The sequence below is a fragment of the Acidovorax radicis genome (genome assembly GCF_020510705.1).
Lineage (GTDB): Bacteria > Pseudomonadota > Gammaproteobacteria > Burkholderiales > Burkholderiaceae_C > Acidovorax > Acidovorax radicis_A.
This window is the reverse complement of the sequence record NZ_CP075184.1, coordinates 1849725-1876388: the sequence shown is the minus strand read 5'-3', so window position 1 is coordinate 1876388 and position 26664 is coordinate 1849725. Positions and strand designations below refer to the sequence as shown.

Annotated in this window: 20 protein-coding genes, 2 tRNA genes and 3 rRNA genes; all 25 read right to left on the bottom strand. The window is 54.5% G+C overall.

Translation table 11 applies throughout. The annotated features are described in order from the left end of the window. Positions 1–41 precede the first annotated feature (41 nt). The gene (locus KI609_RS08580) at positions 42–863 is read right to left on the bottom strand and encodes a competence/damage-inducible protein A (RefSeq protein WP_226449073.1); all 822 of its coding nucleotides are present in this window, start codon (positions 861–863) and stop codon (positions 42–44) included. Beyond that, positions 860–1795, bottom strand: a complete 936-nt coding sequence (locus tag KI609_RS08575) for an EI24 domain-containing protein (protein ID WP_226449071.1) — start codon at positions 1793–1795, stop codon at positions 860–862. Before KI609_RS08575 ends, KI609_RS08580 begins: the two co-directional genes overlap by 4 nt. 34 nt (positions 1796–1829) lie before the next feature. After that, entirely contained in the window at positions 1830–2846 is a 1017-nt protein-coding gene (locus KI609_RS08570; RefSeq protein ID WP_226449069.1) for a sterol desaturase family protein, read from the bottom strand. Positions 2847–2957: 111 nt separating this feature from the next. After that, the gene (locus KI609_RS08565) at positions 2958–3779 is read right to left on the bottom strand and encodes a polysaccharide deacetylase family protein (protein WP_226449066.1); all 822 of its coding nucleotides are present in this window, start codon (positions 3777–3779) and stop codon (positions 2958–2960) included. A 9-nt stretch (positions 3780–3788) separates the two neighbouring features. Beyond that, positions 3789–4766, bottom strand: coding sequence for a YncE family protein (locus KI609_RS08560; protein ID WP_226449064.1), 978 nt, complete (start codon positions 4764–4766; stop codon positions 3789–3791). 168 nt (positions 4767–4934) lie between these two features. Then, on the bottom strand, positions 4935–5687 hold the full coding sequence (locus KI609_RS08555) for a pseudouridine synthase (RefSeq protein WP_226449062.1): 753 nt from the start codon (positions 5685–5687) through the stop codon (positions 4935–4937). A 106-nt stretch (positions 5688–5793) separates the two neighbouring features. Then, positions 5794–5906, bottom strand: a 5S ribosomal RNA gene (rrf, locus tag KI609_RS08550). Between the two features lie 145 nt (positions 5907–6051). Further along, positions 6052–8930: ribosomal RNA gene (locus tag KI609_RS08545) — 23S ribosomal RNA — on the bottom strand. Between the two features lie 361 nt (positions 8931–9291). Further along, positions 9292–9367, bottom strand: a tRNA-Ala gene (locus KI609_RS08540). Between the two features lie 32 nt (positions 9368–9399). After that, positions 9400–9476, bottom strand: a tRNA-Ile gene (locus tag KI609_RS08535). A gap of 91 nt (positions 9477–9567) precedes the next feature. Further along, positions 9568–11100, bottom strand: a 16S ribosomal RNA gene (locus KI609_RS08530). The 16S, 23S and 5S rRNA genes sit together here with 2 tRNA genes alongside, the layout of an rRNA operon. Positions 11101–11632: 532 nt before the next feature. Then, a complete protein-coding gene (locus KI609_RS08525; protein ID WP_226449060.1) occupies positions 11633–12157 on the bottom strand; it encodes a phosphoribosyltransferase in 525 nt (174 codons plus the stop codon). Between the two features lie 30 nt (positions 12158–12187). Continuing rightward, complete coding sequence (locus KI609_RS08520; protein ID WP_226449058.1) at positions 12188–13564, bottom strand: adenylosuccinate synthase; 1377 nt, start codon at positions 13562–13564, stop codon at positions 12188–12190. 27 nt (positions 13565–13591) lie between these two features. Next, the gene (locus KI609_RS08515) at positions 13592–14740 is read right to left on the bottom strand and encodes an ATP phosphoribosyltransferase regulatory subunit (protein WP_226449056.1); all 1149 of its coding nucleotides are present in this window, start codon (positions 14738–14740) and stop codon (positions 13592–13594) included. Positions 14741–15039: 299 nt separating this feature from the next. Beyond that, the gene (gene hflC / locus KI609_RS08510; RefSeq protein WP_226449054.1) at positions 15040–15948 is read right to left on the bottom strand and encodes a protease modulator HflC; all 909 of its coding nucleotides are present in this window, start codon (positions 15946–15948) and stop codon (positions 15040–15042) included. A 9-nt stretch (positions 15949–15957) separates the two neighbouring features. Beyond that, the gene (hflK, locus tag KI609_RS08505) at positions 15958–17328 is read right to left on the bottom strand and encodes an FtsH protease activity modulator HflK (protein WP_226449051.1); all 1371 of its coding nucleotides are present in this window, start codon (positions 17326–17328) and stop codon (positions 15958–15960) included. 53 nt (positions 17329–17381) lie between these two features. Continuing rightward, positions 17382–18557, bottom strand: a complete 1176-nt coding sequence (gene hflX, locus KI609_RS08500) for a GTPase HflX (protein WP_226449049.1) — start codon at positions 18555–18557, stop codon at positions 17382–17384. 60 nt (positions 18558–18617) lie between these two features. Beyond that, positions 18618–18872: an RNA chaperone Hfq gene (gene hfq, locus KI609_RS08495; protein ID WP_226450267.1), complete on the bottom strand. Its 255-nt coding sequence runs from the start codon at positions 18870–18872 to the stop codon at positions 18618–18620. A 107-nt stretch (positions 18873–18979) separates the two neighbouring features. Continuing rightward, positions 18980–20323, bottom strand: coding sequence for a ribosome biogenesis GTPase Der (gene der / locus KI609_RS08490; protein WP_226450265.1), 1344 nt, complete (start codon positions 20321–20323; stop codon positions 18980–18982). Between the two features lie 13 nt (positions 20324–20336). Further along, the gene (bamB, locus tag KI609_RS08485) at positions 20337–21500 is read right to left on the bottom strand and encodes an outer membrane protein assembly factor BamB (RefSeq protein ID WP_226449047.1); all 1164 of its coding nucleotides are present in this window, start codon (positions 21498–21500) and stop codon (positions 20337–20339) included. A gap of 2 nt (positions 21501–21502) precedes the next feature. Further along, positions 21503–22189, bottom strand: a complete 687-nt coding sequence (locus KI609_RS08480) for a YfgM family protein (protein ID WP_226449045.1) — start codon at positions 22187–22189, stop codon at positions 21503–21505. 14 nt (positions 22190–22203) lie between these two features. Further along, positions 22204–23463 carry a histidine--tRNA ligase gene (hisS, locus tag KI609_RS08475; RefSeq protein WP_226450262.1) on the bottom strand — a complete coding sequence of 420 codons (1260 nt, stop codon included), beginning with the start codon at positions 23461–23463 and terminating at the stop codon, positions 22204–22206. Positions 23464–23611: 148 nt separating this feature from the next. After that, positions 23612–24880: a flavodoxin-dependent (E)-4-hydroxy-3-methylbut-2-enyl-diphosphate synthase gene (gene ispG, locus KI609_RS08470; RefSeq protein WP_413463422.1), complete on the bottom strand. Its 1269-nt coding sequence runs from the start codon at positions 24878–24880 to the stop codon at positions 23612–23614. Between the two features lie 11 nt (positions 24881–24891). Next, positions 24892–25749: a RodZ domain-containing protein gene (locus KI609_RS08465; RefSeq protein ID WP_413463389.1), complete on the bottom strand. Its 858-nt coding sequence runs from the start codon at positions 25747–25749 to the stop codon at positions 24892–24894. A gap of 61 nt (positions 25750–25810) precedes the next feature. Next, positions 25811–26644, bottom strand: a complete 834-nt coding sequence (gene pilW / locus KI609_RS08460) for a type IV pilus biogenesis/stability protein PilW (RefSeq protein ID WP_226449041.1) — start codon at positions 26642–26644, stop codon at positions 25811–25813. Positions 26645–26664 lie beyond the last annotated feature (20 nt).

Below are 26664 nucleotides of genomic sequence, written 5' to 3'. Positions count from 1 at the left end.
CAATGCACCAAAGCAGTGCAAACCATTGTGCGAGGCATACATCAAAGATTTCGCACCAATTCAGGGCCAAGCTGCGCACCAAATTTGTGCAATCCATCTTTGAGTTGCTGCCAGGCGGCTGGGACAGCCGATGCCGGGCCTTTGACGCCTAGCTCAATATGCCGCCCGTATTGTGGATGATCCACGCTGGGCAAACTGAATACACGCACCTGTGGATGTTTGGTTTCGATGCGCTGCATGAGCGGTGTCAAAGCAGCCTCCATGGCGCCGTACACCACCACGGATTGTTCGGTTTGCGGCGTGCGATTGAAATGGTCGGCGTAACGGTGGTCCAGCACCCATTCGATCATGGGCCACGCCATTACAGGGAAACCTGGCACAAAGTGCACGGCCCCGGCACCGACGCCATTACAGCTGAAGCCCGGAATCTTGTTGTAGGGATTGGGGATGATGCGGGCACCTGCAGGGAACATCCCCATATTGAGGCGGTGGATGTTGTCAGGACGATCTGCCTCATAGGGGACACCCTGCTCACGCGCGACATCCCGCATTCGCTCGCGAATCAATACCTCGGCTTCGGCATGAAGCTCCAAGTCGCTGCCCAAGGCGCGCGCCGCACATTGCCTTGTATGGTCGTCGGGCGTGGCGCCAATGCCTCCACACGAGAACACCACATCGCCTGAAGCAAAGGCCCGTTGCAGCGTGGACGTGATCCTATCCGGGTTGTCGCCCACATAGTCTGCATATGCCAATGCCAGACCGCGTCCTGAGAGGAGTTCAATCACTTTGGGCAGGTGTTTGTCTGCGCGTTTGCCAGACAGTATTTCATCGCCCACGATGATGAGGCCGAAGGTTGGGGTCATGGCGTTGGGGCTCCGCTTGCGGGGAATTCGGATGAAGGCGCGACCACAGGGCTTTCCGCGCTGGCCAGTGCAGGGTTGTCAGGGCTGCCCATATGGTAATGGGGCCCTGGTGCAGCGGCAACACCAACACCAGTGGAAGTCTCAGCCCGGAGGCGCTGCAAAGCAGCCAGCCCATAGTGCGTGAACCAAAGCGACGAAAACGCGAAAACCAGGGTGTATATCCAGATGGCTAACGGCACAAGAACAAAAAACGCTGCGGCAAACACCACACCAGACGCCCACACCACGCTGGGTGCGGCACCCAGATAGCCCGTCAGAATGCCGATGCCCAGCAGACTGGCGCGATGGCGGCGAAATATCTCCCGCCGCTCGTCTTTGCTGGCATGCTCCGCCAGCGCATCAAAGGCCATCACACGGTAGGTCAGCCACCCCCAGATCAATGGCGGCAACACAAGCACCAGGGGCGGCACCAGCCACAGCGGGACAGACACGACAAGCGCCACCAACGCCAGCAATGTGGAGCCCAGCGACCAGGCCACGCTGGCCACAAACGAACCACCCTTCTTGCGCTCCAGATTCGGGAAGCGGCGATTGGCCACCAGGGACACCAACGCCGGTGTCATCAACACCGCCACCAACAATAACGAGACCACCACAAGCACCGGTGCCACCGCCAGCACGACCATCAGGGGAGCCATCACCGAAGTCACGTCCCCCAGCCCCCATCCCTGCAGCCAGCTCCAGATGCTGGCCAGCAGCGCCGACGACTCCAGCAACGAATGCATGAAGCGCACCGCCGCATCCCAGTAGAAATGCCCCAATCCAAGAGCCAATGCCGCCATCAGCAGCAGCGGCAGCAGTGACAACGCCATCACGCGTGGCCGCATGCAATAGGCGGCCGCGCGCCAGAAAGAATCAAAAAGTAAGCCCATTGGCGCAAGCATACCCTGAGCGCTCTGCGTGGCTTCAGGCCTTGCCAAACAACCGCAAAACCCCCAGCCACTGCTGGGACCAGAAGCCCTGCCCGTAGTCCCGCAATGGGCCGTCGGCGGCGGCGGGCTCGACCTGGTCGCGCACGCCCGTAGCGTCATAACGCAGCTCAAAATTGGCCGTGTGCATCAGCATGTCCCACCAAGGAAACAGCACACCAAAATTGTGACCACCGAGCACCACACGCGTTCCGGGAGACTGCGCATCGGCAGAGGCTACCTTGACGGTTTCATGGCCTATGCCAATGCTGTGGTGCCGCCGGTGAAAACGCGGGCTGATCCACAACCGCTCGCCCCATCGACCAAACCACATGCGCACATTGGCATGCTGAAAGCTTTCGCTGAGCTGGGTGATGGCCACGATGGCAATGAACTGCCCCGGTGCGACCCCGATGACCTGGGCCACCGCAACAAGGATCGCATCCCGAATCACGTCATCCAGCAGGTGGTTGCGGTTGTCGCTCCACATGGTCATCTGTTGCTGGGCATGGTGCAAAGAATGCAGGCGCCACCACCATTCAAAATGGTGCTGTCCCCGGTGAATCCAGTAATTCACGAAATCAAACACCACCAAATAGAGCAGCAAGCTGACCCAGCCTATATCGGTGACTCCGGGCCAAAGACCGTCCATATGGAACGTGCTGATTCCAGCAACCCGTAGCGAACCAAACAACCGGTCTGCCAATGGGTCGACCGTGAAAAAAAGTGCCAGCCGAAACAGACCCAACCGATGAATGAGGGTGTAGAGAATATCCGTGCGAATCGTCGCCCGGTCTGTGATGGGTTCCACCGGCCACAGGCGTTGCAGCGGTCCGATCACCACCACAATCACCACCAACTGCAGCACCCCCACCAGAAGCCAGCCAGCGGCTTCGTAGCCGTTTTCCAGCAGACTGGCCAAACCCATCGAAAACATCAGCGGCTGCAGCAGATTTTCAAAAAACCATTGCTGCACACCATCAAAACAACTGCCGAGCCATCCAAGCCATCCCATTGCGCAACCCTTCCAAACCCGTCCACCGCTATCCGCCGGGCACGGCCCGAGGTAGCCCCAATAGATATTCCCGCCGCACTCGCATCTGCAACCCGTCAGGAGGTTGCCATGTCAACGCCCCACGCGCTTGGCAAAATCAGGATGCTCGCGCAAGGTACGAAAGCAAAAGCCCTGCTGTTTGAGCCCGGCAATCAAAGGCTCCAGCACTGCGGGCGCCCATGGATCCCTGCGAGACCAGATTCCCAGATGGGCCAGCAAAATATCGCCGCTGCGTATATCACGCAACGCCTTTTGCAAGAGGGTTTCATTGCTTGCCGTCTCGCTCGGCAGTTCGTCACCCAGAAACCCGGCAGGCGACCAACCCACATGCGTGAATCCGCAGGCCTGCGCACTCTCCAGCAGGAGGGGGGATGTTTTTCCACCAGGTGCACGAAACAGCGGCAATGGCACCTTGCCCGTCACCACCTGGAGGCGATCCGAAGCACGGCGAATTTCCTCGCAATACTCAGGCGCAGACATCACAAAGGTCTGGCCCTCCCGGGCTCCTGCCGTCGGACGCACTCGAAATGAAGGCGGCCGGGTCTTACCAAAGTCCGCTCGCCAATAGGTGTGGTTCCAGGTGTGCGACGCAAACTCGTGCCCCTCTGCGGCCCGGGCGCGCCACCACGGGGCCCAATAATCCCCGAGACTGCCATCACCTAGCTTGGTGCGTTCATTCGCCGCAAAGAAAGTCACCTTCACTTGTTGGCGCTTGAGCACATCAGCCACCAGCGGTGCGATCTCCATGTGGCCGGTATCAAACGTCAGATACACCGGCTTATCACAGTCTTTTTGGGCATTAGCGCTTGATGTACAAGCGCAACCAGCTATCAATAGAATAGCAATCGTATACCCGCGCACATGGTTGCCAGAGGCCGTCAAACGTGCACGCATCCTGCTCTTTCAACGCCGCGCGTGTTGCAGGGTCCAGACACCATGGGGCGACTTGCCAACCGTCACCTGGCGCACCACCTTCTTGGCCTCGGTGTCCACCACCGACAGTTTGCGCGCCCACCGTGAGCTGACATAGATGAACCGGCCGTCGGCCGAAACGTCCATACAGTCCGGGCCTCCAGGCACTGGATAGGATTCAACCACCTGTTGCGTCACCAGATCGATCTTGCTGATGGAGTTAGCGACACGATTGCTCACATAAAGGTGGCGCCCATCCCCGGCGGAGCGAAAAGCATGCGCCCCATTGCCCGTCTTGATCTTCTTGATGCTCACGGGCTGCGGTCCGGAGACATCAAACACTTCCACACTGTCGCTACCGGTAAGGCCCACGAAAATCCGTTTGTCGTCAGCGCTCCCAAACACATCAGCGGGCATGGCACCCGTGTGAACGCGCCATTTGATTGTCTGCGTTGCGATGTCGACGGCAATCAACTCATCGCTGTCCTGCATGGTCGAATACACGGTAGTGCTGCGGCTGTCGATCCAGAGATGGCTCGGTGTACGCCCCGTAGCCACCCGTCGAACAAGATTCAAGTCCTTACCGTCCCATCGGTAAAAATCGATGTGATTGAGCCTGTTCGCCGCAGTGATGAACCACTTCATGTCGGGACTGAACCGCAGATGGTAGGGGTCAACGATGCCTTGTATCGTACGCTGCACCTGGGCGGTCCGGGGATCCAGAAAGGTCAAGGTATCACTCAACGCATTGGCGACGATGAGCGATTTTTCATCTGGAGTGAGGTACAGATGATGCGGCTCTTTTCCGGTAGATATCCGGCTGGTTTCGGCCCAGGTCAGAGGATCAATCACACTGACGCTGGCTTCCAGAGAATTCAGCACAAACAAGGGGGGAATCGCCGCAAACGCTACATTCACGGACAGTCCAATGAGGACCACGCACGCACGTGTTATAGAAAAAAACTTCACACAACCACTTTCAACAGAGCGGAGAAGTGTAGCTCTGGGCACCCCAAGAGGCGGCGCCGGAACACGCAACATTTTGATATTTAGCACCCCAATCTCCGATCCGCAACGCTTCAAAGACAAGGGATCGCACCGGGGCGCCGCATGGATTCAACGCCCTGACGGCGGCCATCAGGAACTGACCGTCGTCAACAACTGCAGGTCCACGGCACTCAGCCATTTCCATTCTCCGGGTCCGAGATCCCCAGGCAAATCCATGCCACCGATTCTTGAGCGGTGCAGCCCTTCAACACGGTTACCGACCGCAGCAAGCATACGTTTAACCTGGTGGTATTTGCCCTCAGTCAACGTCAAATCCAGGCGGTGACTCTCCACCACTTCACACGCGGCGGCACAAACTGGTTTGGGATCATCGTCAAGCACTACCCCGCTGAGTAGTTTCTCCACCTGAGCGCCATCAACCGGGTGCTTAGTCGTCACCTGATAGACCTTGGCGACATGTTTTTTTGGCGAGCTCATCCGATGAATGAATTGCCCATCATCGCTCAGTAACAACATGCCTGTCGTATCTTGGTCGAGTCGCCCAACCGCCTGAACACCTTGCACGGCACTCTTTGTCGGACGTTGACGCAAAGGTCCGGGCAACAAAGTGTAGATACTGGGATAAGTAGACGGCTTCTGCGAGCATTCAGTGCCAGCAGGCTTGTGCAAAAGCACGTAGGCCTTCTCTTGATAAGGCCAGTCGACTCCCTGCACCCGCAGGTGGAGCCCATCCAGTTCAAACCGGGCGGTAGCGTCAATGGATACCCTGTATTCGGACGCCAATGATGAGTCACACACCGATACCCAGCCCTGCTGTATCAGGCCCGCACAAACCCTGCGTGTTCCGAAACCTTGGGAGTAAAGAATATCTTGTAACTGCATAGTAAAAGGCAGGATGCCGATGTTGAGGTTGACGCTTCAAATTTCGCCCCCCCAAACGCAAAACCCCCCAGTCCTTTGGAGACTGAGGGGTATTGGGGCTATAAGAGCCTGACGATGACCTACTTTCACACGGGAACCCGCACTATCATCGGCGCAAAGTCGTTTCACTGTCCTGTTCGGGATGGGAAGGAGTGGTACCAACTTGCTATGGTCATCAGGCATAACTTGGTGTCGAACTGCTCTGAGAGCAGGCCAACGAATTCATAGAGTTTGGAATCAGATTTTTATGTCTTTTGACTGCGTCAACTTGGCATAACAATCTTTGAGCGTCTCACCTGTTGGAGAGAACGACTATCAAAGTTATAGGGTCAAGCCGCACGAGCAATTAGTATCAGTTAGCTTAACGCATTACTGCGCTTCCACACCTGACCTATCAACGTCCTGGTCTTGAACGACTCTTTAGGGGGCTCAAGGCCCCGGCAGATCTCATCTTGAAACGAGTTTCCCGCTTAGATGCTTTCAGCGGTTATCTCTTCCACACTTAGCTACTCGGCAATGCCACTGGCGTGACAACCGATACACCAGAGGTGTGTCCACTCCGGTCCTCTCGTACTAGGAGCAGGCTTCCTCAAATCTGCAGCGCCCACGGAAGATAGGGACCAAACTGTCTCACGACGTTTTAAACCCAGCTCACGTACCTCTTTAAATGGCGAACAGCCATACCCTTGGGACCGGCTACAGCCCCAGGATGAGATGAGCCGACATCGAGGTGCCAAACACCGCCGTCGATATGAACTCTTGGGCGGTATCAGCCTGTTATCCCCAGAGTACCTTTTATCCGTTGAGCGATGGCCCTTCCATACAGAACCACCGGATCACTATGTCCTGCTTTCGCATCTGCTCGACTTGTCAGTCTCGCAGTTAAGCACGCTTATGCCATTGCACTATCGTCACGATGTCCGACCGTAACTAGCGTACCTTCGAACTCCTCCGTTACGCTTTGGGAGGAGACCGCCCCAGTCAAACTGCCTACCATGCACTGTCCCCGATCCAGATAATGGACCTAGGTTAGAACCTCAAACACACCAGGGTGGTATTTCAACGTTGGCTCCACAAGATCTAGCGACCCTGCTTCAAAGCCTCCCACCTATCCTACACAGATCTGTTCAAAGTCCAATACAAAGCTACAGTAAAGGTTCATGGGGTCTTTCCGTCTTTCCGCGGGGAGATTGCATCATCACAAACATTTCAACTTCGCTGAGTCTCAGGAGGAGACAGTGTGGCCATCGTTACGCCATTCGTGCAGGTCGGAACTTACCCGACAAGGAATTTCGCTACCTTAGGACCGTTATAGTTACGGCCGCCGTTTACTGGGACTTCAATCAAGAGCTTGCACCCCATCATTTAATCTTCCAGCACCGGGCAGGCGTCACACCCTATACGTCCACTTTCGTGTTTGCAGAGTGCTGTGTTTTTATTAAACAGTCGCAGCCACCGATTTTTTGCAACCCCGTTGGGCTCGCCTTGTACAGGTTCACCTACTTGGGGCATACCTTCTCCCGAAGTTACGGTATCAATTTGCCGAGTTCCTTCTCCTGAGTTCTCTCAAGCGCCTTAGAATACTCATCTCGCGCACCAGTGTCGGTTTGCGGTACGGTCGTCAATAGCTGAAGCTTAGTGGCTTTTCCTGGAAGCAGGGTATCACTCACTTCGTCTGCAAGCAGACTCGTTATCACCCCTCATCTAAGCCCGGCGGATTTGCCTACCAGGCACGACTACAGGCTTGAACCAACATATCCAACAGTTGGCTGAGCTAACCTTCTCCGTCCCCACATCGCACTATTGATCGGTACAGGAATATTGACCTGTTTCCCATCAGCTACGCATCTCTGCCTCGCCTTAGGGGCCGACTCACTCTACGCCGATGAACGTTGCGTAGAAAACCTTGCGCTTACGGCGAGGGGGCTTTTCACCCCCTTTAACGCTACTCATGTCAGCATTCGCACTTCTGATACCTCCAGCATCCGTTACCAGACACCTTCACAGGCCTACAGAACGCTCTCCTACCACGTGCAATAAATTGCACATCCGCAGCTTCGGTAACTGGCTTAGCCCCGTTACATCTTCCGCGCAGGACGACTCGATCAGTGAGCTATTACGCTTTCTTTAAATGATGGCTGCTTCTAAGCCAACATCCTGACTGTTTTAGCCTTCCCACTTCGTTTCCCACTTAGCCAATTTTAGGGACCTTAGCTGGCGGTCTGGGTTGTTTCCCTCTTGAGTCCGGACGTTAGCACCCGGTGCTCTGTCTCCCAAGCTGTACTCTGCGGTATTCGGAGTTTGCATAGGTTTGGTAAGTCGCCATGACCCCCTAGCCTAAACAGTGCTCTACCCCCGCAGGTAATACTTGAGGCACTACCTAAATAGTTTTCGGAGAGAACCAGCTATTTCCAAGTTTGTTTAGCCTTTCACCCCTATCCACAGCTCATCCCCTAGTTTTGCAACACTAGTGGGTTCGGACCTCCAGTACCTGTTACGGCACCTTCATCCTGGCCATGGATAGATCACTTGGTTTCGGGTCTACACCCAGCGACTGATTCGCCCTATTCGGACTCGATTTCTCTACGGCTTCCCTATTCGGTTAACCTTGCCACTGAATGTAAGTCGCTGACCCATTATACAAAAGGTACGCAGTCACCCCTAAGGGCTCCTACTTTTTGTAAGCATGCGGTTTCAGGATCTATTTCACTCCCCTCCCGGGGTTCTTTTCGCCTTTCCCTCACGGTACTGGTTCACTATCGGTCGATTACGAGTATTTAGCCTTGGAGGATGGTCCCCCCATATTCAGACAGGATTTCTCGTGTCCCGCCCTACTTTTCTCTAGCTTAGTACCACACGTCTGTTTTCGCATACAGGGCTATCACCTGCTATGGCCGGACTTTCCATTCCGTTTTGCTAACAGTCGTGCTATCACTAGAAGGCTCTTCCGATTTCGCTCGCCACTACTTTCGGAATCTCGGTTGATGTCTTTTCCTCGAGCTACTGAGATGTTTCAGTTCACCCGGTTCGCCTCGCATGACTATGTATTCATCATGCGATACCTCTTGCGAGGTGGGTTTCCCCATTCAGAAATCTCCGGATCAAAGCTTATTTGCCAGCTCCCCGAAGCTTATCGCAGGCTATCACGTCTTTCGTCGCCTGTAATCGCCAAGGCATCCACCACATGCTCTTAGTCACTTGACCCTATAACTTTGACATCTCTTTCAAGATACCGCCGTCATCTCAAGGACTTGCCAGGTCTTTCACCTGACGCGTTATGCCGTAAACAACTTCAACCCTTTCGAGTTGTCATCGTATTACTTAAGAATTTCAAACTAGGTTTGAATATTCGTTTTGACGCAATCAAAAATTCTTGTTGCTAGCGGCACGGTCTGCACTAAACCTTTACGAATGCGCAGTTTCCGCTAGCAACTCTGATTCGACTCTATGAATTTTTAAAGAACAGCCGATTGATCAAATGATATTGATCAACAACAAAGAGGCCTTTAACCATTTCTGATCAAAGCCGCTTTGGTGTTGAATTCCTAAACTATCCGCTTGTTGGTGGTGGAGGATGACGGGATCGAACCGACGACCCCCTGCTTGCAAAGCAGGTGCTCTCCCAGCTGAGCTAATCCCCCGTGTCCTCTTACCGTATCTAGCAATTGGAATTTGGTGGGTCTAGTTGGGCTCGAACCAACGACCCCTGCGTTATCAACACAGTGCTCTAACCAGCTGAGCTACAGACCCATTCCGCTTCTTTGCGAATGACTTCGCAAGTCAGCAGCTTGTTCCAACAACCGATAAGTGTGGGCGTTCAATATTGAATGCGGTTTTCCAGAAAGGAGGTGATCCAGCCGCACCTTCCGATACGGCTACCTTGTTACGACTTCACCCCAGTCACGAACCCTGCCGTGGTAATCGCCCTCCTTACGGTTAGGCTAACTACTTCTGGCAGAACCCGCTCCCATGGTGTGACGGGCGGTGTGTACAAGACCCGGGAACGTATTCACCGTGACATTCTGATCCACGATTACTAGCGATTCCGACTTCACGCAGTCGAGTTGCAGACTGCGATCCGGACTACGAATGGCTTTATGGGATTGGCTCCCCCTCGCGGGTTGGCGACCCTTTGTACCATCCATTGTATGACGTGTGTAGCCCCACCTATAAGGGCCATGAGGACTTGACGTCATCCCCACCTTCCTCCGGTTTGTCACCGGCAGTCTCATTAGAGTGCCCAACTAAATGTAGCAACTAATGACAAGGGTTGCGCTCGTTGCGGGACTTAACCCAACATCTCACGACACGAGCTGACGACAGCCATGCAGCACCTGTGTTACGATTCTCTTTCGAGCACTCCTCTATCTCTAAAGGATTCCGTACATGTCAAAGGTGGGTAAGGTTTTTCGCGTTGCATCGAATTAAACCACATCATCCACCGCTTGTGCGGGTCCCCGTCAATTCCTTTGAGTTTCAACCTTGCGGCCGTACTCCCCAGGCGGTCAACTTCACGCGTTAGCTTCGTTACTGAGTCAGTGAAGACCCAACAACCAGTTGACATCGTTTAGGGCGTGGACTACCAGGGTATCTAATCCTGTTTGCTCCCCACGCTTTCGTGCATGAGCGTCAGTACAGGTCCAGGGGATTGCCTTCGCCATCGGTGTTCCTCCGCATATCTACGCATTTCACTGCTACACGCGGAATTCCATCCCCCTCTACCGTACTCTAGCTATGCAGTCACAAATGCAGTTCCCAGGTTGAGCCCGGGGATTTCACATCTGTCTTACATAACCGCCTGCGCACGCTTTACGCCCAGTAATTCCGATTAACGCTCGCACCCTACGTATTACCGCGGCTGCTGGCACGTAGTTAGCCGGTGCTTATTCTTACGGTACCGTCATGGACCCTCTTTATTAGAAAGAGTCTTTTCGTTCCGTACAAAAGCAGTTTACAACCCGAAGGCCTTCATCCTGCACGCGGCATGGCTGGATCAGGCTTTCGCCCATTGTCCAAAATTCCCCACTGCTGCCTCCCGTAGGAGTCTGGGCCGTGTCTCAGTCCCAGTGTGGCTGGTCGTCCTCTCAGACCAGCTACAGATCGTCGGCTTGGTAAGCTTTTATCCCACCAACTACCTAATCTGCCATCGGCCGCTCCGTCCGCGCAAGGCCTTGCGGTCCCCTGCTTTCATCCGTAGATCGTATGCGGTATTAGCAAAGCTTTCGCTCCGTTATCCCCCACGATCGGGCACGTTCCGATGTATTACTCACCCGTTCGCCACTCGTCAGCATCCGAAGACCTGTTACCGTTCGACTTGCATGTGTAAGGCATGCCGCCAGCGTTCAATCTGAGCCAGGATCAAACTCTACAGTTCGATCTTGATTTTTTTCGCTCTTTCGAGCAACTCATAATTAAGAATTGAAGTGAACTTCACTTCTCTCTCATGAGCGTTTGTAGTGCTAAGCACTAGTTCCAAAGAACTTGGCACTCGCCATCAAACGCCCACGCTTATCGGCTGTATATTTTTAATGAACCAGACAACAAACAAACCGTAATCTCTTTGCAATCTTTGCTTTGCTGCGATCAGCGAAGCCTTGTATTCTAGCACGAGTTTTTAAGTCCCGGCAAACTTTTTTTGCTTTTCTGATCAATCAGCGCCTCGGCAGCCAGATCAACCCTTACTCAGCGAAGCCTTGAATTCTACATCGGTTTTTACACCACTCAGAAACAAAACTTCTTGTTTTTTCCTTCACATCATCCGTCGCAATCGGCACCAAGCCCAAAGAGCCCATCCACCGCCTGCAACCCAAACACAGCACTGGGATGTGTCTTGAGCGAAGCCTTCGACTATAGCATGGATTGAAGCGCGGCATCCAGAAAAATCCCCAAACCGCGGCCGAAAGCCATCATACCCTCCACTTCTCAAGCAGCTTGGCCGGACCAAGGCTGTCGTAACCCTCAAAAGGCTGATGGATCCAGGGATTGGTGGGTAAGAACTCCACCGAGTAATCTGGCGAGAAGTTGGAAAGGCCCTTTGTCCAAATTACCGCACTACGCAACTCTGTAATAGGAGCGTAGTTGGTCTTCAACATGCTGATCACCGCATGAAGGGTGTGCCCTGAATCAGCAAGATCATCGACAAGCAACACCTTGCCAGCAATTTCACCCTTTGGCGTGGTGATAAAGCGAGCAATGTCCAAGTGACCTTGTACAGTGCCTGCCTCCGCGCGGTACGAACTCGTTGACATGATGGCCAACGGTTTGTCAAAAATCCGGCTCAGGATGTCCCCTGGTCGCAAGCCCCCACGAGCGAGACACAGGATGGTATCAAACTCCCAACCTGACTGATGCACCTTTAAAGCCAGCTTTTCAATGAGGCTATGGTATTCGTCATAACTGACGTAGAGATGTTTTCCGTCTTCGGTCAACATGAAACGACTCCTGATAGAAAGCGGTAGCGCTTAGTCAGCGACATATGGATGGCGCATCATGATCGTGTGATCACGATCTGGGCTGGTAGAAATCAAGTCGATCGGCACGCCCGTCACTTGCTCGATACGTTCCAAATAACGACGCGCACTCTCAGGCAGCTTCGCGTAGTCCGTCACCCCCACAGTGGATTCACTCCAACCAGAAAGTGTTTCGTAAATTGGGGTGCATCGCGCGATGTCCTCTGCGCCCATGGGCAAGATATCGATGCGTTCACCATCCAACTCATAGCCGGTACACAACAATAATTCCGTCAATCCATCCAGGACGTCCAACTTCGTAATACACAAACCAGACAGACCATTGACTTGGGCACTGCGCTTCAAGAGCGCCGCATCAAACCAGCCACAACGGCGACTACGCCCGGTAGTCACCCCCTTTTCGGCGCCCACCGTGCTCATGTGGTATCCGGGGGTACCTGGCACATCCCAATCCAGCTCAGTGGGGAAAGGACCTCCGCCAACACGCGTGCAATAGGCCTTGGTGATTCCCAGGATGTAATGCAACATGCCGGGACCGACCCCAGCGCCGGCTGCAGCATTGCCTGCCACGCAGTTACTGGACGTCACATAGGGATAGGTTCCGTGATCCACATCCAGCAACGTTCCTTGCGCCCCTTCAAATAGCAGATTAGCGCCCAACTTGTTGGCGTCATTCAATTCTCGCGACACGTCTGCCATCATGGGTTTGAGCATCTCGGCATGACGCATGGCCTCAGCGTAGACCACGTCGAATTGAACTTTCCCATCCATCAGATATGGCTTCAGCGCATCTCCAAACACAAACGTGTCCGAATGGAGATATGTCGTCAGCACATGATTGTGGAGATCAAGCAACTCACGCAACTTGGTCGCGAACCGCTCTGGGTACTTCAAATCTTGCACGCGAAGTGCACGCCGCGCAATTTTGTCTTCGTATGCTGGACCAATCCCCCGCCCCGTCGTACCAATTTTTTCCGTCCCACCCTGCTCCCGAGCGGCCTCTCTGGCCACGTCGATAGCGGCATGAAAAGGCAGAATGAGTGGACAAGCTTCACTGACGCGCAAGCGCGATCGCACTTCCACACCTGCTTTTTCAAGTCCTTCGATTTCTTCGAACAACTTGGCAGCAGATAGAACAACGCCATTGCCGATATAGCACTTGATGCCAGGACGCATGATTCCACTCGGAATCAAATGCAACGCCGTTTTCACTCCGTTGATCACCAACGTGTGCCCTGCATTGTGCCCACCTTGAAACCGAACCACCCCTTGAGCACTCTCAGTCAGCCAATCGACTAACTTACCCTTGCCTTCATCGCCCCACTGGGTACCGACCACCACGACGTTGCGACCTTTGGTTGCTTTCATCTCAAACCCAATTCAAATGACAATTGCTCAAATAGCCTGCACGACCCAACGGCCAGCAACCCGCACCAATTCACGATCGCAGTGAAACTCGTCCACTTCGCTTTCATGTCCTGGTAAAACACAAACCACGGTCTCCCCCGCTGCACGCAACTCGGAGATAGCGGCGTTCACATCTGCGGCTTCCCCCCATGGCGCGCGAATCGCCGCGTTCAAAGCCCGGGGCGCGACGACACCCACCAACTGCTTAATATCCAGACTAAAACCTGCAGCGGGACGATTGCGCCCAAACACAGCGCCGACCTCATCGTAACGGCCACCTCGGGCGAGCGCGTCCGTGGCACCACGGGCGTAAATGGCGAAACGAGCACCACTGTAATAGGCATATCCGCGCAGATCTGCCAAATCGAATGTGACGGAGGCACTCTCAAGACGCGACGCAATCCATTTCAAATTTGATAGCACATCAGCCATGCCAGGTATACGCCCAAGCGCTTTTTCGGCTTCAATTAAAACCGAAGAATCACCATAAAGCCCCAATAAAGCGAGTAACCCCTCACGCGATGCCGAAGAAAATTCCTTGGTGAGTGAGGCCAACTCACTTGCATCCTTAGCCGCAAGTGCAGAATAAATACCATTCAACTGCTGCGGGCGCACTACCTCGCCTGCAAGCAGATTTCGAACAATGCGAACATCCGCAAGGTCCACGATGGTGTCTCGTACCGCAGCCACGCGAAGGCACTCCTGTGCCAGTTGCATTACCTCCAGATCAGCCTCTAGTCCAACATGCCCATAGATCTCTGCACCAAACTGCAGAGGCTCACGCGTGGCATGCGGGCGATCAGGGCGTGTGTGCAATACGGGACCGCAATAACACAACCGCGTAACTCCCTTGCGATTAAGCAGATGGGCGTCTATACGAGCAACCTGCGGAGTCGTATCGGCCCTCAACCCTAACGAACGCCCAGAGATTTGATCTACCAATTTGAACGTCTGGAGATCGAGCGCTTCACCAGTGCCGGTAAGGAGCGACTCAAGGTGCTCCATCAAAGGCGGCATAACCAGCTCGTATCCATAACGACGAGCTGTATCAAGCAGCCCGCGACGCAATTCTTCGATGTGCCGCGCTTCGGACGGCAAGACATCGGCAATGTGATCCGGCAGGACCCAAGCAGACATGTAGAAAAGGGGAGGCTGTTAAAACCGCGATTCTACCGGCACCTGCTGTGAGTCTCCAAAGAATACTCCAGTCTGTAGATAGAAACCGCGTTCAAAGCCAACGCACACCTACTCCACTAGGAACGGACAGCAACGCAAAAAATGTATCTGACCGTCGCACAACAAGCACTCGCAGAAAGCCACACATCGCCAGCTTTAGGGAGGGCAGAGGGGTCCCACCCTCTTCCATGATAAGAACCCCAAAGCCAACGCCCCCAGCTACTCACCACGGTGCGTCGGGAGCATTGAGCAGCAGGCGACTACTTTCGTGGAGCGACCTGAGAGGCTCCTTGCGCGTTTCCTCGAAACACCTTGAAAAAATCCGAGGATGAAGGGTCGACGACCATGACATCGCTCTTCTTGTTAAAACTTGATTTGTAGGCCTCGAGACTGCGGTAAAACTGCGCAAACTGGGGATCACGGTTGAAAGCTTCGGCATAAATGCGCGCAGCTTCTGCGTCACCCTCCCCCTTCACCTTCTGTGCATCACGGTAGGCATTTGCAACAGCAATTTCTCGCTGCCGATCAGCATCGGCACGAATTTTTTCACCCTCGGCCGCGCCTGTAGAACGCAATTCGTTTGCAACACGTTTGCGCTCTGCCTCCATTCGCCTGTAGACCGACTCTGTGATCGCCTCGACATAGTCCACGCGGGTGATCCGCACATCAACCACATCTACACCCCAAGGCTTGGCGCCGCGCACAGCATCAAGCACTTCACGCTTGACATCTGCCATCAAGGCTTCTCGCTTAACCGAAAGCAATTCCTTGACCGTGCGCTTGTTGATCTCCTCTTGGAAGGCGTTGCGAACCACGCGGTTGAGTTGCATAGAGCCCGCACTTTCGTCAAGACCCACATTACGGATGTACTCCGTAGGCTCGGAAATACGCCACCTGACGTACCAGTCAATCACAACACGCTGCTTTTCGGCCGTCAACATGGGTTCCGCGTCCGTACTGTCCAAGGTCAGCAAACGCTTGTCGATGTAACTCACATTCTGAAAAGGCGGTGGCAGCTTGAAATTGAGACCGGGCTCCGTGATCACCTCTTTAATTTGCCCCAATGCGTACAACACACCAAATTGCCGTTGATCGACAACAAAAAGCATGGAGCTCATCAATGCGAGGACCACCAAAAAGGTGGATGCAATAAATCCAACTCTATTCACGAATTGCTCCTAGCGTGTTTCACGTTCGCGGGTGCGGCCAGTATCCCGCGTCCGCTGGTCATTCGAGAGTGCGGCCGAGGGCACCGCTGGCACCGTTGATGGCACCGCATTGAGCGAAGGACTATCGGCAGAGGCCGCGCCGCTCGCCACACTTTGCATAATCTTGTCGAGCGGCATGTACAAGAGATTGGAGCCCTGCCGAGAGTCCACAAGAATCTTGGTCACATTGCCATAGATTTGCTGCATTGTTTCCAAGTACATGCGATCGCGTGTCACTTGAGGCGCCTTCTGATACTCCGCGAAAATCGAAGAAAACCGTTGGGCATCACCTTGCGCTTGGGCAACGATCCGCGCCTTGTAAGCCGCCGCTTCTTCGTTCATGCGAGATGCCGAGCCCACGGCCCGTGGTATCACGTCATTGGCATAGGCTTGGGCTTCATTCTTGGCCCGCTCACGCTCTTGACCCGCCTTCAAAACATCGTCGAATGATGCCTGCACCTGCTCTGGTGGACGCACACCGCCCTGCTGTAAGTTGATGCCCACCACCTCTACACCAACCTTATAACGGTCCAGAATCGTTTGCATCAAGTTGCGAACCCGGGGTGCAATTTGGTCTCGCTCCTCAGCCAAAGCGGTGTCCATCCGCATTTTGCTCACCACCTCTCGTACAGCTGTTTCTGCAGCTTGAACGACTGCATCCGAAGGGTTTTTGCTCTCGAATAACCAAGCCCGTGCATCACTCAACCGGTATTGCACCGCGAATTTGATTTCAACGATGTTTTCATCTTCGGTAAGCATGGCGGACTCGCGCAAGCCCGTGCTTTTGATCACGGTGTCACGCCCTACATCTGCCGAGCGAATTTGCGTCACAAAAACAAGCTCGTGGCGTTCAATGGGATAGGGCAAGCGCCAGTTAAAACCGGCCCCAACGGTGCTCTTGTATTTGCCAAACTGTGTGATAACAGCCTGCTGCCCTTCTTGAACAATGAAGAACCCAGTTCCCATCCAGATCAAAAACGCGATCCCAGCGATCACACCCACACCCACACCAGCACTTTTCATATCAGGCTGAAAACCGCCGCCGGAGCCTCCGCCATCAGGCCTCCGATCACCGCCATTTTTACCTCCAAACAATCCCCCGAGCTTGCGATTCAAATCGCGCCAAAGTTCATCAAGATCTGGAGGTTGCTGTCCGTTGGTCGGCCGTTGGCCAGCGCCATTGGGGCCAGCAGCGGGAGGCGAAGAAGGGCGATCATCAGGACGCCCACCCTCCTCGGGCTTACCCTCACCACGCCCCCAACGAGGATCGTTCAGGTTGAACATGCCCCGAATACGTTGTGGAAGCGAGGCCCAGCGTAGGGTTCGATTTTGGAAATTCATGCGCAAAGTCTCTGGTTCTCTGATGGCGTCAATCAATCCATCATTGTGCCCAATCAAGGCATAACATCTGGCAATTCAACAGAGGGGTCTGGGGTCATGGCCAACGGTGTAGCAAGCACCTTTGCAGCGAGCACGCTGCGAAGATGACTCACCCCCTCACCGGACTTGGCACTTACGAACAAACGGGGCAACAAATGTCCAGAAACCTCATACTGGTCACTCAACAGCGCCGGACGCCGGTCTGCTGAAAGCGAATCCAACTTATTAAATACAAGGATTTGAGGGATATCTGCCGCGCCGATCTCGAGCAATACTCGCTCAACTTGTGCCATCTGCTCTGGAAAATCCGCATTGGAAGCATCAACGACATGAATCAGCAAGTCGGCATCAATGGCCTCCTGGAGGGTCGCCTGAAAGGCATCCACCAATCCGTGCGGCAGATCGCGGATGAACCCCACCGTGTCGGACAGCGAAACTGACCGCTGTGCATCGGCGAGATATAGCTGCCGCGTCGTAGTGTCAAGCGTTGCAAACAATTGGTCTGCAGCATACGCGCGCGCTTTTACCAGCGCGTTAAAAAGCGTGGATTTTCCGGCGTTCGTATACCCAACCAGGGAAATATTGAAAGTATCTCGACGCTCGCGCTGACGTCGCTGCGTAGACCGCTGTCGCTTGACCTTGACCAAACGCTCCTGAGTGCGTTTGATGGCATCGCCAATCATGCGACGATCCAACTCAATCTGCTTCTCACCCGGACCGCCCCTGGCCCCAATGCCACCAGTCTGACGCTCCAAGTGCGACCACCGACGAACCAGTCGCGTGCTCACGTACTGCAGCTTTGCAAGTTCAACCTGAAGTTTGCCTTCATGACTGCGCGCACGCTGGGCAAAAATTTCAAGGATCAGCAATGTCCGATCATTGACAGGCAACTCTAGATGCCGCTCAAGATTTCGCTGTTGAGCAGGACTAAGCGACTGATCAAAAAGCACCTCGACCGCGCCATGCATTTGGGCCAATGTGCGGATTTCATCCGCCTTGCCGCTTCCTACAAACAACGCGGCATCGGGCGCTTTGCGTTTGCAAGTGATACGCGCCACAGGCTCCATGCCAGCCGTTTGAGCCAGCAATCCCAACTCTTCAAGATTCGCGTCGAAGTGCGGAAGACCGAAGTCCACCCCCACCAATAAAACGGGGGCGGCACTAGCCTTAAGAAGGTCAACAGAACTCAAAGCAGGCCACCTTCTCGGACCATTCCACCCCTAAAGACAATCAAGCGCAAAAACAACAACTTACGTGCTGCTGCTATCTGCATCAGGCGTATCTGCAGTAGTGAAGTTGACCGCACGGCCTGGGACTATTGTGGAAATAGCGTGCTTATAGACCATCTGCGTAACGGTATTCCGCAGAAGAACCACGTATTGGTCAAAGGATTCGATCTGTCCTTGCAGCTTGATGCCGTTCACCAAATATATGGAGACAGGTACATGCTCCCTACGCAGCGCGTTGAGAAAGGGATCTTGCAAAAGTTGGCCTTTATTGCTCACGATATTCTCCGTGTTCAAAATGTTGTTGTAAACCACCACCTTACCACAGGCAAGCACCGCTTTCGCCGGTTCGGGCACATAGCCCCGCACCACACGAGACTATGTTTTCAACTCTCGTCCTTTTCTGCAAAGGGATTGTGCGAGGTTTTCATTTCGATGCGCAGCGGGGTTCCGACCAGGTCGAATTCCTTACGGAAACGCCCTTCCAGAAAACGTTTGTAGGCATCGGTCACGTGTTCCAGAGAATTGCCATGAATCACAATCACCGGGGGGTTCATGCCACCTTGATGGGCGTAGCGCATCTTGGGGCGAAACATACCTGCTCTCTTCGGGCTTTGGAATTGCACTGCCTCTAAAAGCAGCCTCGTCAACACCGGCGTTGACATCTTGCAATTTGCCGCCTTGTGCGCTTGCGCAATCGAGGACCAAAGAGGCCCGAGACCTTGGCGTTTTTTTGCCGAGATGAAATGCATTGAAGCAAACTTCAAAAAGGCGAGGCGCGTCTCTATCGAACGTTCCAGCAACTGACGTTGATAGTCGTCTACAGCATCCCACTTGTTGACCGCAAGAACAACGGCACGCCCGCTCTCCAAAATGTATCCGGCGATATGCGCATCTTGATCCGTGACACCTTGGGTCGCATCCAGCAAAAGCAACACAACACTCGCCGACTCAATGGCTTGAAGTGTTTTGACCACCGAGAATTTCTCGATCGCCTCGAACACCTTGCCTTTGCGACGAAGGCCCGCAGTGTCCACCAATTCGAAGCGTTGCCCATTGCGTTCAAATGGCACCGTGATCGCATCGCGGGTTGTTCCAGGCATATCAAATGCAACAAGCCGCTCCTCCCCCAACCAAGTATTGATTAAGGTGGACTTTCCTACATTGGGGCGCCCCGCCACCGCCAATGTAATAACGCTTTTATCTGAAGAATCTTCAGATTCGTCCGGATCTGGCAGATGCAGTGGCGCCAGAGAAATCTCCACCAAATCTCGGATGCCCTGACCGTGTGCTGCCGATACAGGATAAACCTCGCCCAACCCCAGTTCGTAGAACTCTGCAAGCTGCACACCTTGAAGCATGCCTTCTGCCTTGTTGGCGACAAGCACGCAGGGCTTCCCTAAACGTCGGAGATAGTTCGCGATGTCGTGATCTTGGGCGGACACTCCTGCGCGAGCATCAACCACGAAAACAACGACATCTGCCTCAGCGACAGCTTGCTGCGTCTGTTTCGCCATTTCCCGATAGATACCGCTGGATGCATCGGGCTCGAAGCCACCTGTGTCGATAACAATGTATTCGTGTTTCCCTTGCCTGCCGTTGCCGTAGTGCCGATCACGCGTAAGCCCCGCAAAATCAGCCACGATGGCGTCACGCGATTTGGTCAGACGATTGAAAAGCGTGGATTTACCGACATTCGGACGCCCCACGATGGCGATAACTGGCTTCATTAAATAGAACCGATCAATCCGGACGAAATCCGTAAACACCGCCATTGAGGGTGACAACTACCAAAGTATCTGCGGCAGCAACTGGCGCAGTTGCGATGCCCGAACCATCCGTAACGATCCGGTTGAGTGGAGAACCATCCTCTCGTGAAAGCAAATGGACGAGCCCGCTATCGTCCCCGATCACCACAGAGCGGCCAAGCAACAAAGGCGTCGTCAACTTGCGGTATTTGAGCCTATCGGTTTCCCACAAACGCTCTCCGTTGCTACGGCGCCATGCCACCACCTTGCCATTGCTCTCCACACCATAAAGTGCGTTTGCATCTCCATGAACGCCTTCCGCTCCATTTGCAGCCTGCGTCCAAACCACGGAACCACGCACCGCATTGACGCAGCCCACCGCAGATTGAAAGGACCGTGCGCAAACACTATCGGCAATTTTGCTGCTGGGGCCCACCAACTCCACCAGACGCTCCACATCATTGGTTCCGCGAGAACTACCGATGGGAGCTTCCCATCGGGTGCTTCCGTTGTCGGGGTTCAACCCCACAAGGCGCCCAGACAGGCCAACGACCAGCGTATCACCGACGGCCAAAAGCACTCCCGGCTGCCGCAAAATCAGCGGCTCCCCTGTTCTTTGCTGGGTCCAAAGGCGGTGTCCACTTGACGCGTCATAAGCGGAAACTGATCGATCGGCCGAAAGGATGAAAACACGCCCTCCGGCAATCAAAGGTGGAGTAAACACCTGCGCCGCCATTTGCTCGCGCCAACGCTCGTGGCCCGAGCCCAAAACAATTAGGGCATTACTGCGAGACACGACCGCAGTCAGCTTGCCGTCACCACCGACCCCTGCGGACAAAGCTTCCCCCAGAGAAATGCGCCAAAGATCGCCCCCGGTACGGGCATCAATTGCAGCAATCGTGCCGGCCGCGGAAGCAATCGTTACCACGTTTCCTGCGGTATTTATCTCAAGAGGAAACCCCGCGACAGCATCCACACGCGCCGTCCATGCCTGACGGACACCCAGGACCGCAACATTGGGCCCTAAATCTGCTGGCAAGGGCTTGGAACTGCCTCCACCCCACAATGAGCAGCCTGCCAACCCAACAACTACCACGACACCTACCAAACTACGCACCAAGGCCTTGCGCCCATAACCACTAATAAAAGTCAATGCCATGTTCACTTCACCTCAGTAGAAGTTGCGGCAGCGACTTTGGCTGCATCTTGTGGCGAAACACCCAAAGCATTTAACTTTATTTCCACCAATCGTCGATATTCCACATTACCGTCAAAATCCTTGTAGGCCTTTGTATATTCGCTGGCGGCTTCTTGACGCTTGTCCTGCAGAAGAAGGATGTCACCTTTACGGTCAGCAACAACGGACGAAAACTCAGAAGGGAAATCGCCGGACAATTGTCTAAGCGCCTCATCGTAGTTTTTTTGATCCATAAGAAGACTCGACAAACGCAATTGGGCTATCGCCTTGAGCCCCCCATCAGAAGACTGCGCAACGACCCATTCAAGAGCATCCTGAGCGCCCTTGGTGTTTCCTGCAGACTGCATTGCTTTCGCAACCACCAAGCCCGCTTGCCCGGCCTGGGTAGTGCCAGCGTACTTAGACTTGAGGTCACTGAACGCTTGCTCAACACGCGCCTGGTCCGAAGACGCCACAGCCACATCCACCGCATCAAAAAGCGCAGCTGCCTGCGCAGCCTGGCGGTTCTGCCAATACTGGTAACCATTCCAAGCAGCGGCTGCGCCCGCTACAAGGATGACTACCGTACTGATCAGCGTCCCCCACGTGTTCCAGAAATGCTTGAGTTGATCAAGCTGCTCTTGTTCTTCGAGATCGAGATGATTGGCCATGAAATGTGATCCGTTTAGCGGGTGGATTGTAGGGTGCTCGACCAATCGGCAATGGCGTCCAGCGATCGCTCCACTTGTGTGCCACTCCCATCGCGCAATGACTTGATCGTGACAGCGCCACGCAATGCCTCATCTTCACCAAATACCAGCGCATAAAAGGCACCACTGGCATCTGCCTTCTTAAACTGGGATTTCATGCTACCCATGCCCGCTGAAGTTGCAGCGTGCATCTGAACATTGACGCCTCGTTGCCGCAAGCGCTCAATGGTTGACACCGCCAAAGGCAATGCCGCTGAAGAAGGAATGACGGCGTACACATCAGGCACCGGAACAACCGCAACATTGTCTTGCTGATTGATCAACTCAAGAACTCGCTCCACACCAAGAGCCCAACCCACGGCGGGTGAAGGCTTTCCCCCCACCTGCTCGACGAGATAGTCGTATCGCCCCCCCCCGCAAATAGTGCCTTGCGAGCCTAGCTGATCGGTGACGAATTCAAAGACTGTCAGGTTGTAATAATCCATGCCCCGCACAAGCCGGGGATTAACTGTCCATGCCACTCCGTTGGCGTTCAGAATCGTTTTCACCGATTCGAAATGCGCCAACGACTGCGGGCCCAGAAAATCGATCAATCGGGGCGCTGCGTCCACCAGAGCCTGCATCGCGGGATTTTTTGTATCCAGGATACGCAGGGGATTGCTGTGAAGACGTCGGCGAGCCTCTTCATCCAGCGAGTCCACATGCTGCTCAAAATACGCAATCAATGCGGCACGATGGGTCTTGCGCTCACTGGGTTCACCCAGACTGTTGAGCTCCAGACGAACATTTTCCAAGCCCAACTCACGCCAGAGAGCATTCGCAAGAAGGATCAATTCCGCATCGACTTCTGCGCCCGGGAAACCCAAGGCCTCCGCACCGATCTGATGAAATTGCCGATAGCGACCGCGCTGAGGACGTTCGTGGCGAAACATCGGACCCATGTAATAGAGACGCTTGCCTCCGTCGTAGAGCATCGAATGTTCGACAGCCGCCCGCACAACACCCGCAGTAGCCTCAGGTCGCAACGTCAGGAGTTCTCCGTTAAGACGATCCTCGAATGAGTACATCTCTTTTTCAACAATGTCTGTGACCTCACCCAGCCCGCGCACAAACAAAGGAGTGGGCTCAACGATGGGAGTTCTGATATTGCGATAGGCGTAGCGCGCCATCAGGTCGCGCACCTTGGCTTCCAGCCACTCCCAGCGGGCAGACTCGGGGGGCAAAATATCGTTCATACCCTTCACTGCGACCAGTTTTTCTGGTTTGGCGGAAGAAATGCTTTTTTCGTGACTCACAGCTCTTCTTTTCTATAGAGGCAGATTTTTTGAATGCAACGTCCGTTCGCTACTGCAAACACGCACAGAAAGCGAAAAGTGCACTTAATTAAGAAGCAGGAACACCGGCGCCAAAGCGCTTTTCAATGTACCGCTCGACAATCTGATGGAACTCGGCGGCAATGCTGTCGCCGCGCAGTGTCAACGCCTTTTCACCGTCAATAAAGACGGGGGCAGCTGGCGCCTCCCCGGTACCTGGGAGACTGATACCAATATCTGCATGTTTGCTTTCACCAGGGCCATTGACAATACATCCCATGACAGCCACTCGCAGATTCTCAACCCCTGGATAACGGACTCTCCATACGGGCATCTGAGCGCGCAAAAAATCGTCGATCTGCTTGGCCAGATCCTGAAACGTGGTGCTGGTAGTGCGGCCACAGCCAGGACAAGCGGTCACGCTTGGCACAAAAACGCGCAGGCCCAATGCCTGCAAAATCTCCGATGCAACCACTACTTCCTGCGTACGCGCTTCCCCAGGCTGAGGGGTTAAAGAGACGCGTATCGTGTCTCCGATTCCCTCTTGAAGAAGCACAGAGAGTGCGGCGGCAGACGCAACCGTACCCTTGGTTCCCATGCCGGCTTCCGTCAGACCAAGGTGCAGGGCGTAATTGCAGCGACGGGCCAATTCTCGATATACCGATATCAAGTCTTGAACACCGCTCACCTTGCACGACAGAATGATCTGATTGCCATCCAGCCCCATCTTCTCAGCTTGGCGTGCAGATTCGATTGCCGATGTGATCAGCGCTTCGTACATGACCTGGCGCGCTTCCCACGGCGCACTACGGCGACTATTGACGTCCATTAAGCCCGCCAAGAGTTCCTGATCCAAGCTGCCCCAATTCACACCGATGCGAACCGCCTTGTTCCAGCGTATCGCAGCGTCAATCATCTGACCGAACTGCCGATCCCGCTTGTCACCCTTGCCAACATTGCCTGGATTGATTCGGTACTTGGAAAGCGCCTGCGCACAATCAGGAAAGTCTGTGAGCAATCGATGTCCGTTGTAATGGAAATCGCCCACCAGGGGCACACTTTCACCCATTCGGTCCAGTTGTTCGCGGATATAAGGCACCGCGGCGGCAGCTTCGGGCGTATTGACTGTAATCCGCACAAACTCTGAACCAGCCTGGGCCAGTTCCTTTACCTGGATAGCCGTGCCAATCGCATCCACCGTATCGGTGTTGGTCATCGATTGCACGCGAACAGGCGCGTCACCACCCACCGTGACGACCCGAGATCCCCAGACTATTTTTGCCTGACGGGATACGTGACGCAAGGGGGATGCGATTGCTACAGGACCGAACTCATGCACAGTATTCCCCACTATTTCACCTCAAAACGAGCGACGTTCTCGCGCGTCACAGGCACCAGATCAAAAGGTTTGCCTTTGACCACAACCTCTGTGGCATCTGCACGACCGATCACCACCGCCAGCGGCGTCGGAGCGGTCACAGAAACGGATTCGCCTGCGACAAGATTTCGTTGCAAGGCCACAGCACCCGCACCATCGCGAACCTGAACCCATGACTCACTACGGGCACGCAATACCAGCGCTCCAGCGGACGCCACGGGCACTAGCGGAGCACTGGCACCCGCCGCAGGCGCAACAGGAACGTCAGGGATAACGGCAACAGCCTCCGACGACGCAGGCACGTATGGACCCGCCGCCATCGAAGGGGTGGAATTCGCCGAAACCACGTCGGAAGCGAGTCGATCCGCAAGAGGGACCGCGTTAGATGCCGGATCCGTCGACAGGCCGTTCACGGGGGCTGCAGGAGCCACCGGATTAGACGTTTCCGCAGCGTTCTGCTCCTGCACTGTGTGGCGAGGATAGAAATACAAAGCCATAGCGCCGACCAACAAAACCAACACGACAAGCACGAAGGATTTGGATGATGAACTGGAGCCCGAAAATGATGAGGAGGACATCACGGAATGCTTGCCAAAGTTGCCTTTGACAGGCGCATTCAAGCCCGCGCTGTTTGTCGAAAGCTTGGGGCTCTCACTCTGCGGAAGCCGCGAAAGAATCAAAACAGGATCTATCTTGAGCGTCCGACAAACACTGGCCGCCAGAGCCCTGACAAAAACGGTATCCGGAAGCGCTGCATGGTCGTCTGCTTCCAGCGCCTCCAATTTACTCACCGGGACTTTCAAAGCCACGGCCAGAGCCGCAATATGCATTCCACATGCCTGCCGAGCTTCGCGAAGCAATGCCCCTGCGGTGGCTCCGTTATCCACAACCTCACTCATTAAAAGCCCCGCGTTCATATGCGCCGAGTTCTCGCGAATCCGGAAAGCGCTTGCGCAACTGGCCTGCCAGCTGCCTCATTGCCACAGAATCCCCCAAAGCACGCTCCACCTTGACACCCAACCACAACGACTCTGCATTCGCAAATTCGCTATTGTTCAGGCGTCGAATATAAAATTGTGCCCGCGTCATTTCATTGCGACGCATTAAAAGTGCCGAGAGGTGATAGCCAACAAACGGATTGGAGGCATCAAGTTCGTACGCCTTCAAAAATGACTGCTCAGCTTCGGCATATTGACCAGCACTCGATTGACACAAGCCACGCGCCATCAATGTTTTGCTACGGGCTGTATAGGTGGGACTCGCAATAGCCCGATCAAAAAACTGATCAGCCTCTGCGTATTTTTTCTGCTGACAAAGTAACCAGCCATAGTTATGCAGCAGGTTGGGATCCCCTCCACGCAACGCTAGTGCGCGGCGAAAGCTATCTTCCGCTTGTGGGAAATCACCGAGCCGCATGTAGATAAGCCCACGGAGATTGAAGGCATCGGCATAGGACGGGTCTGCAACAATGGCCTGTTTGACCTCATCCAGAGCAACCGCCGTCTGCCCCATATCAAAATAGTTCGCAGCAAGCTCCAGCCGGATACGGGCACGCCGCCGGGTCTCCGGCTCATCGGATGGAGTGACCAATCCAGCATCTGCATCGCTTACAGCAGTGGAACTGTTAGTAGCACAACCGTGGAGCGCGGAGATGCAGACCACTGCACTACATGCCATGAATGTCCAGCGGCCCAAATGCCGCCAGCGTTCAACCAATCCCACCATGTAGAGCCTCCTTGAAGTGC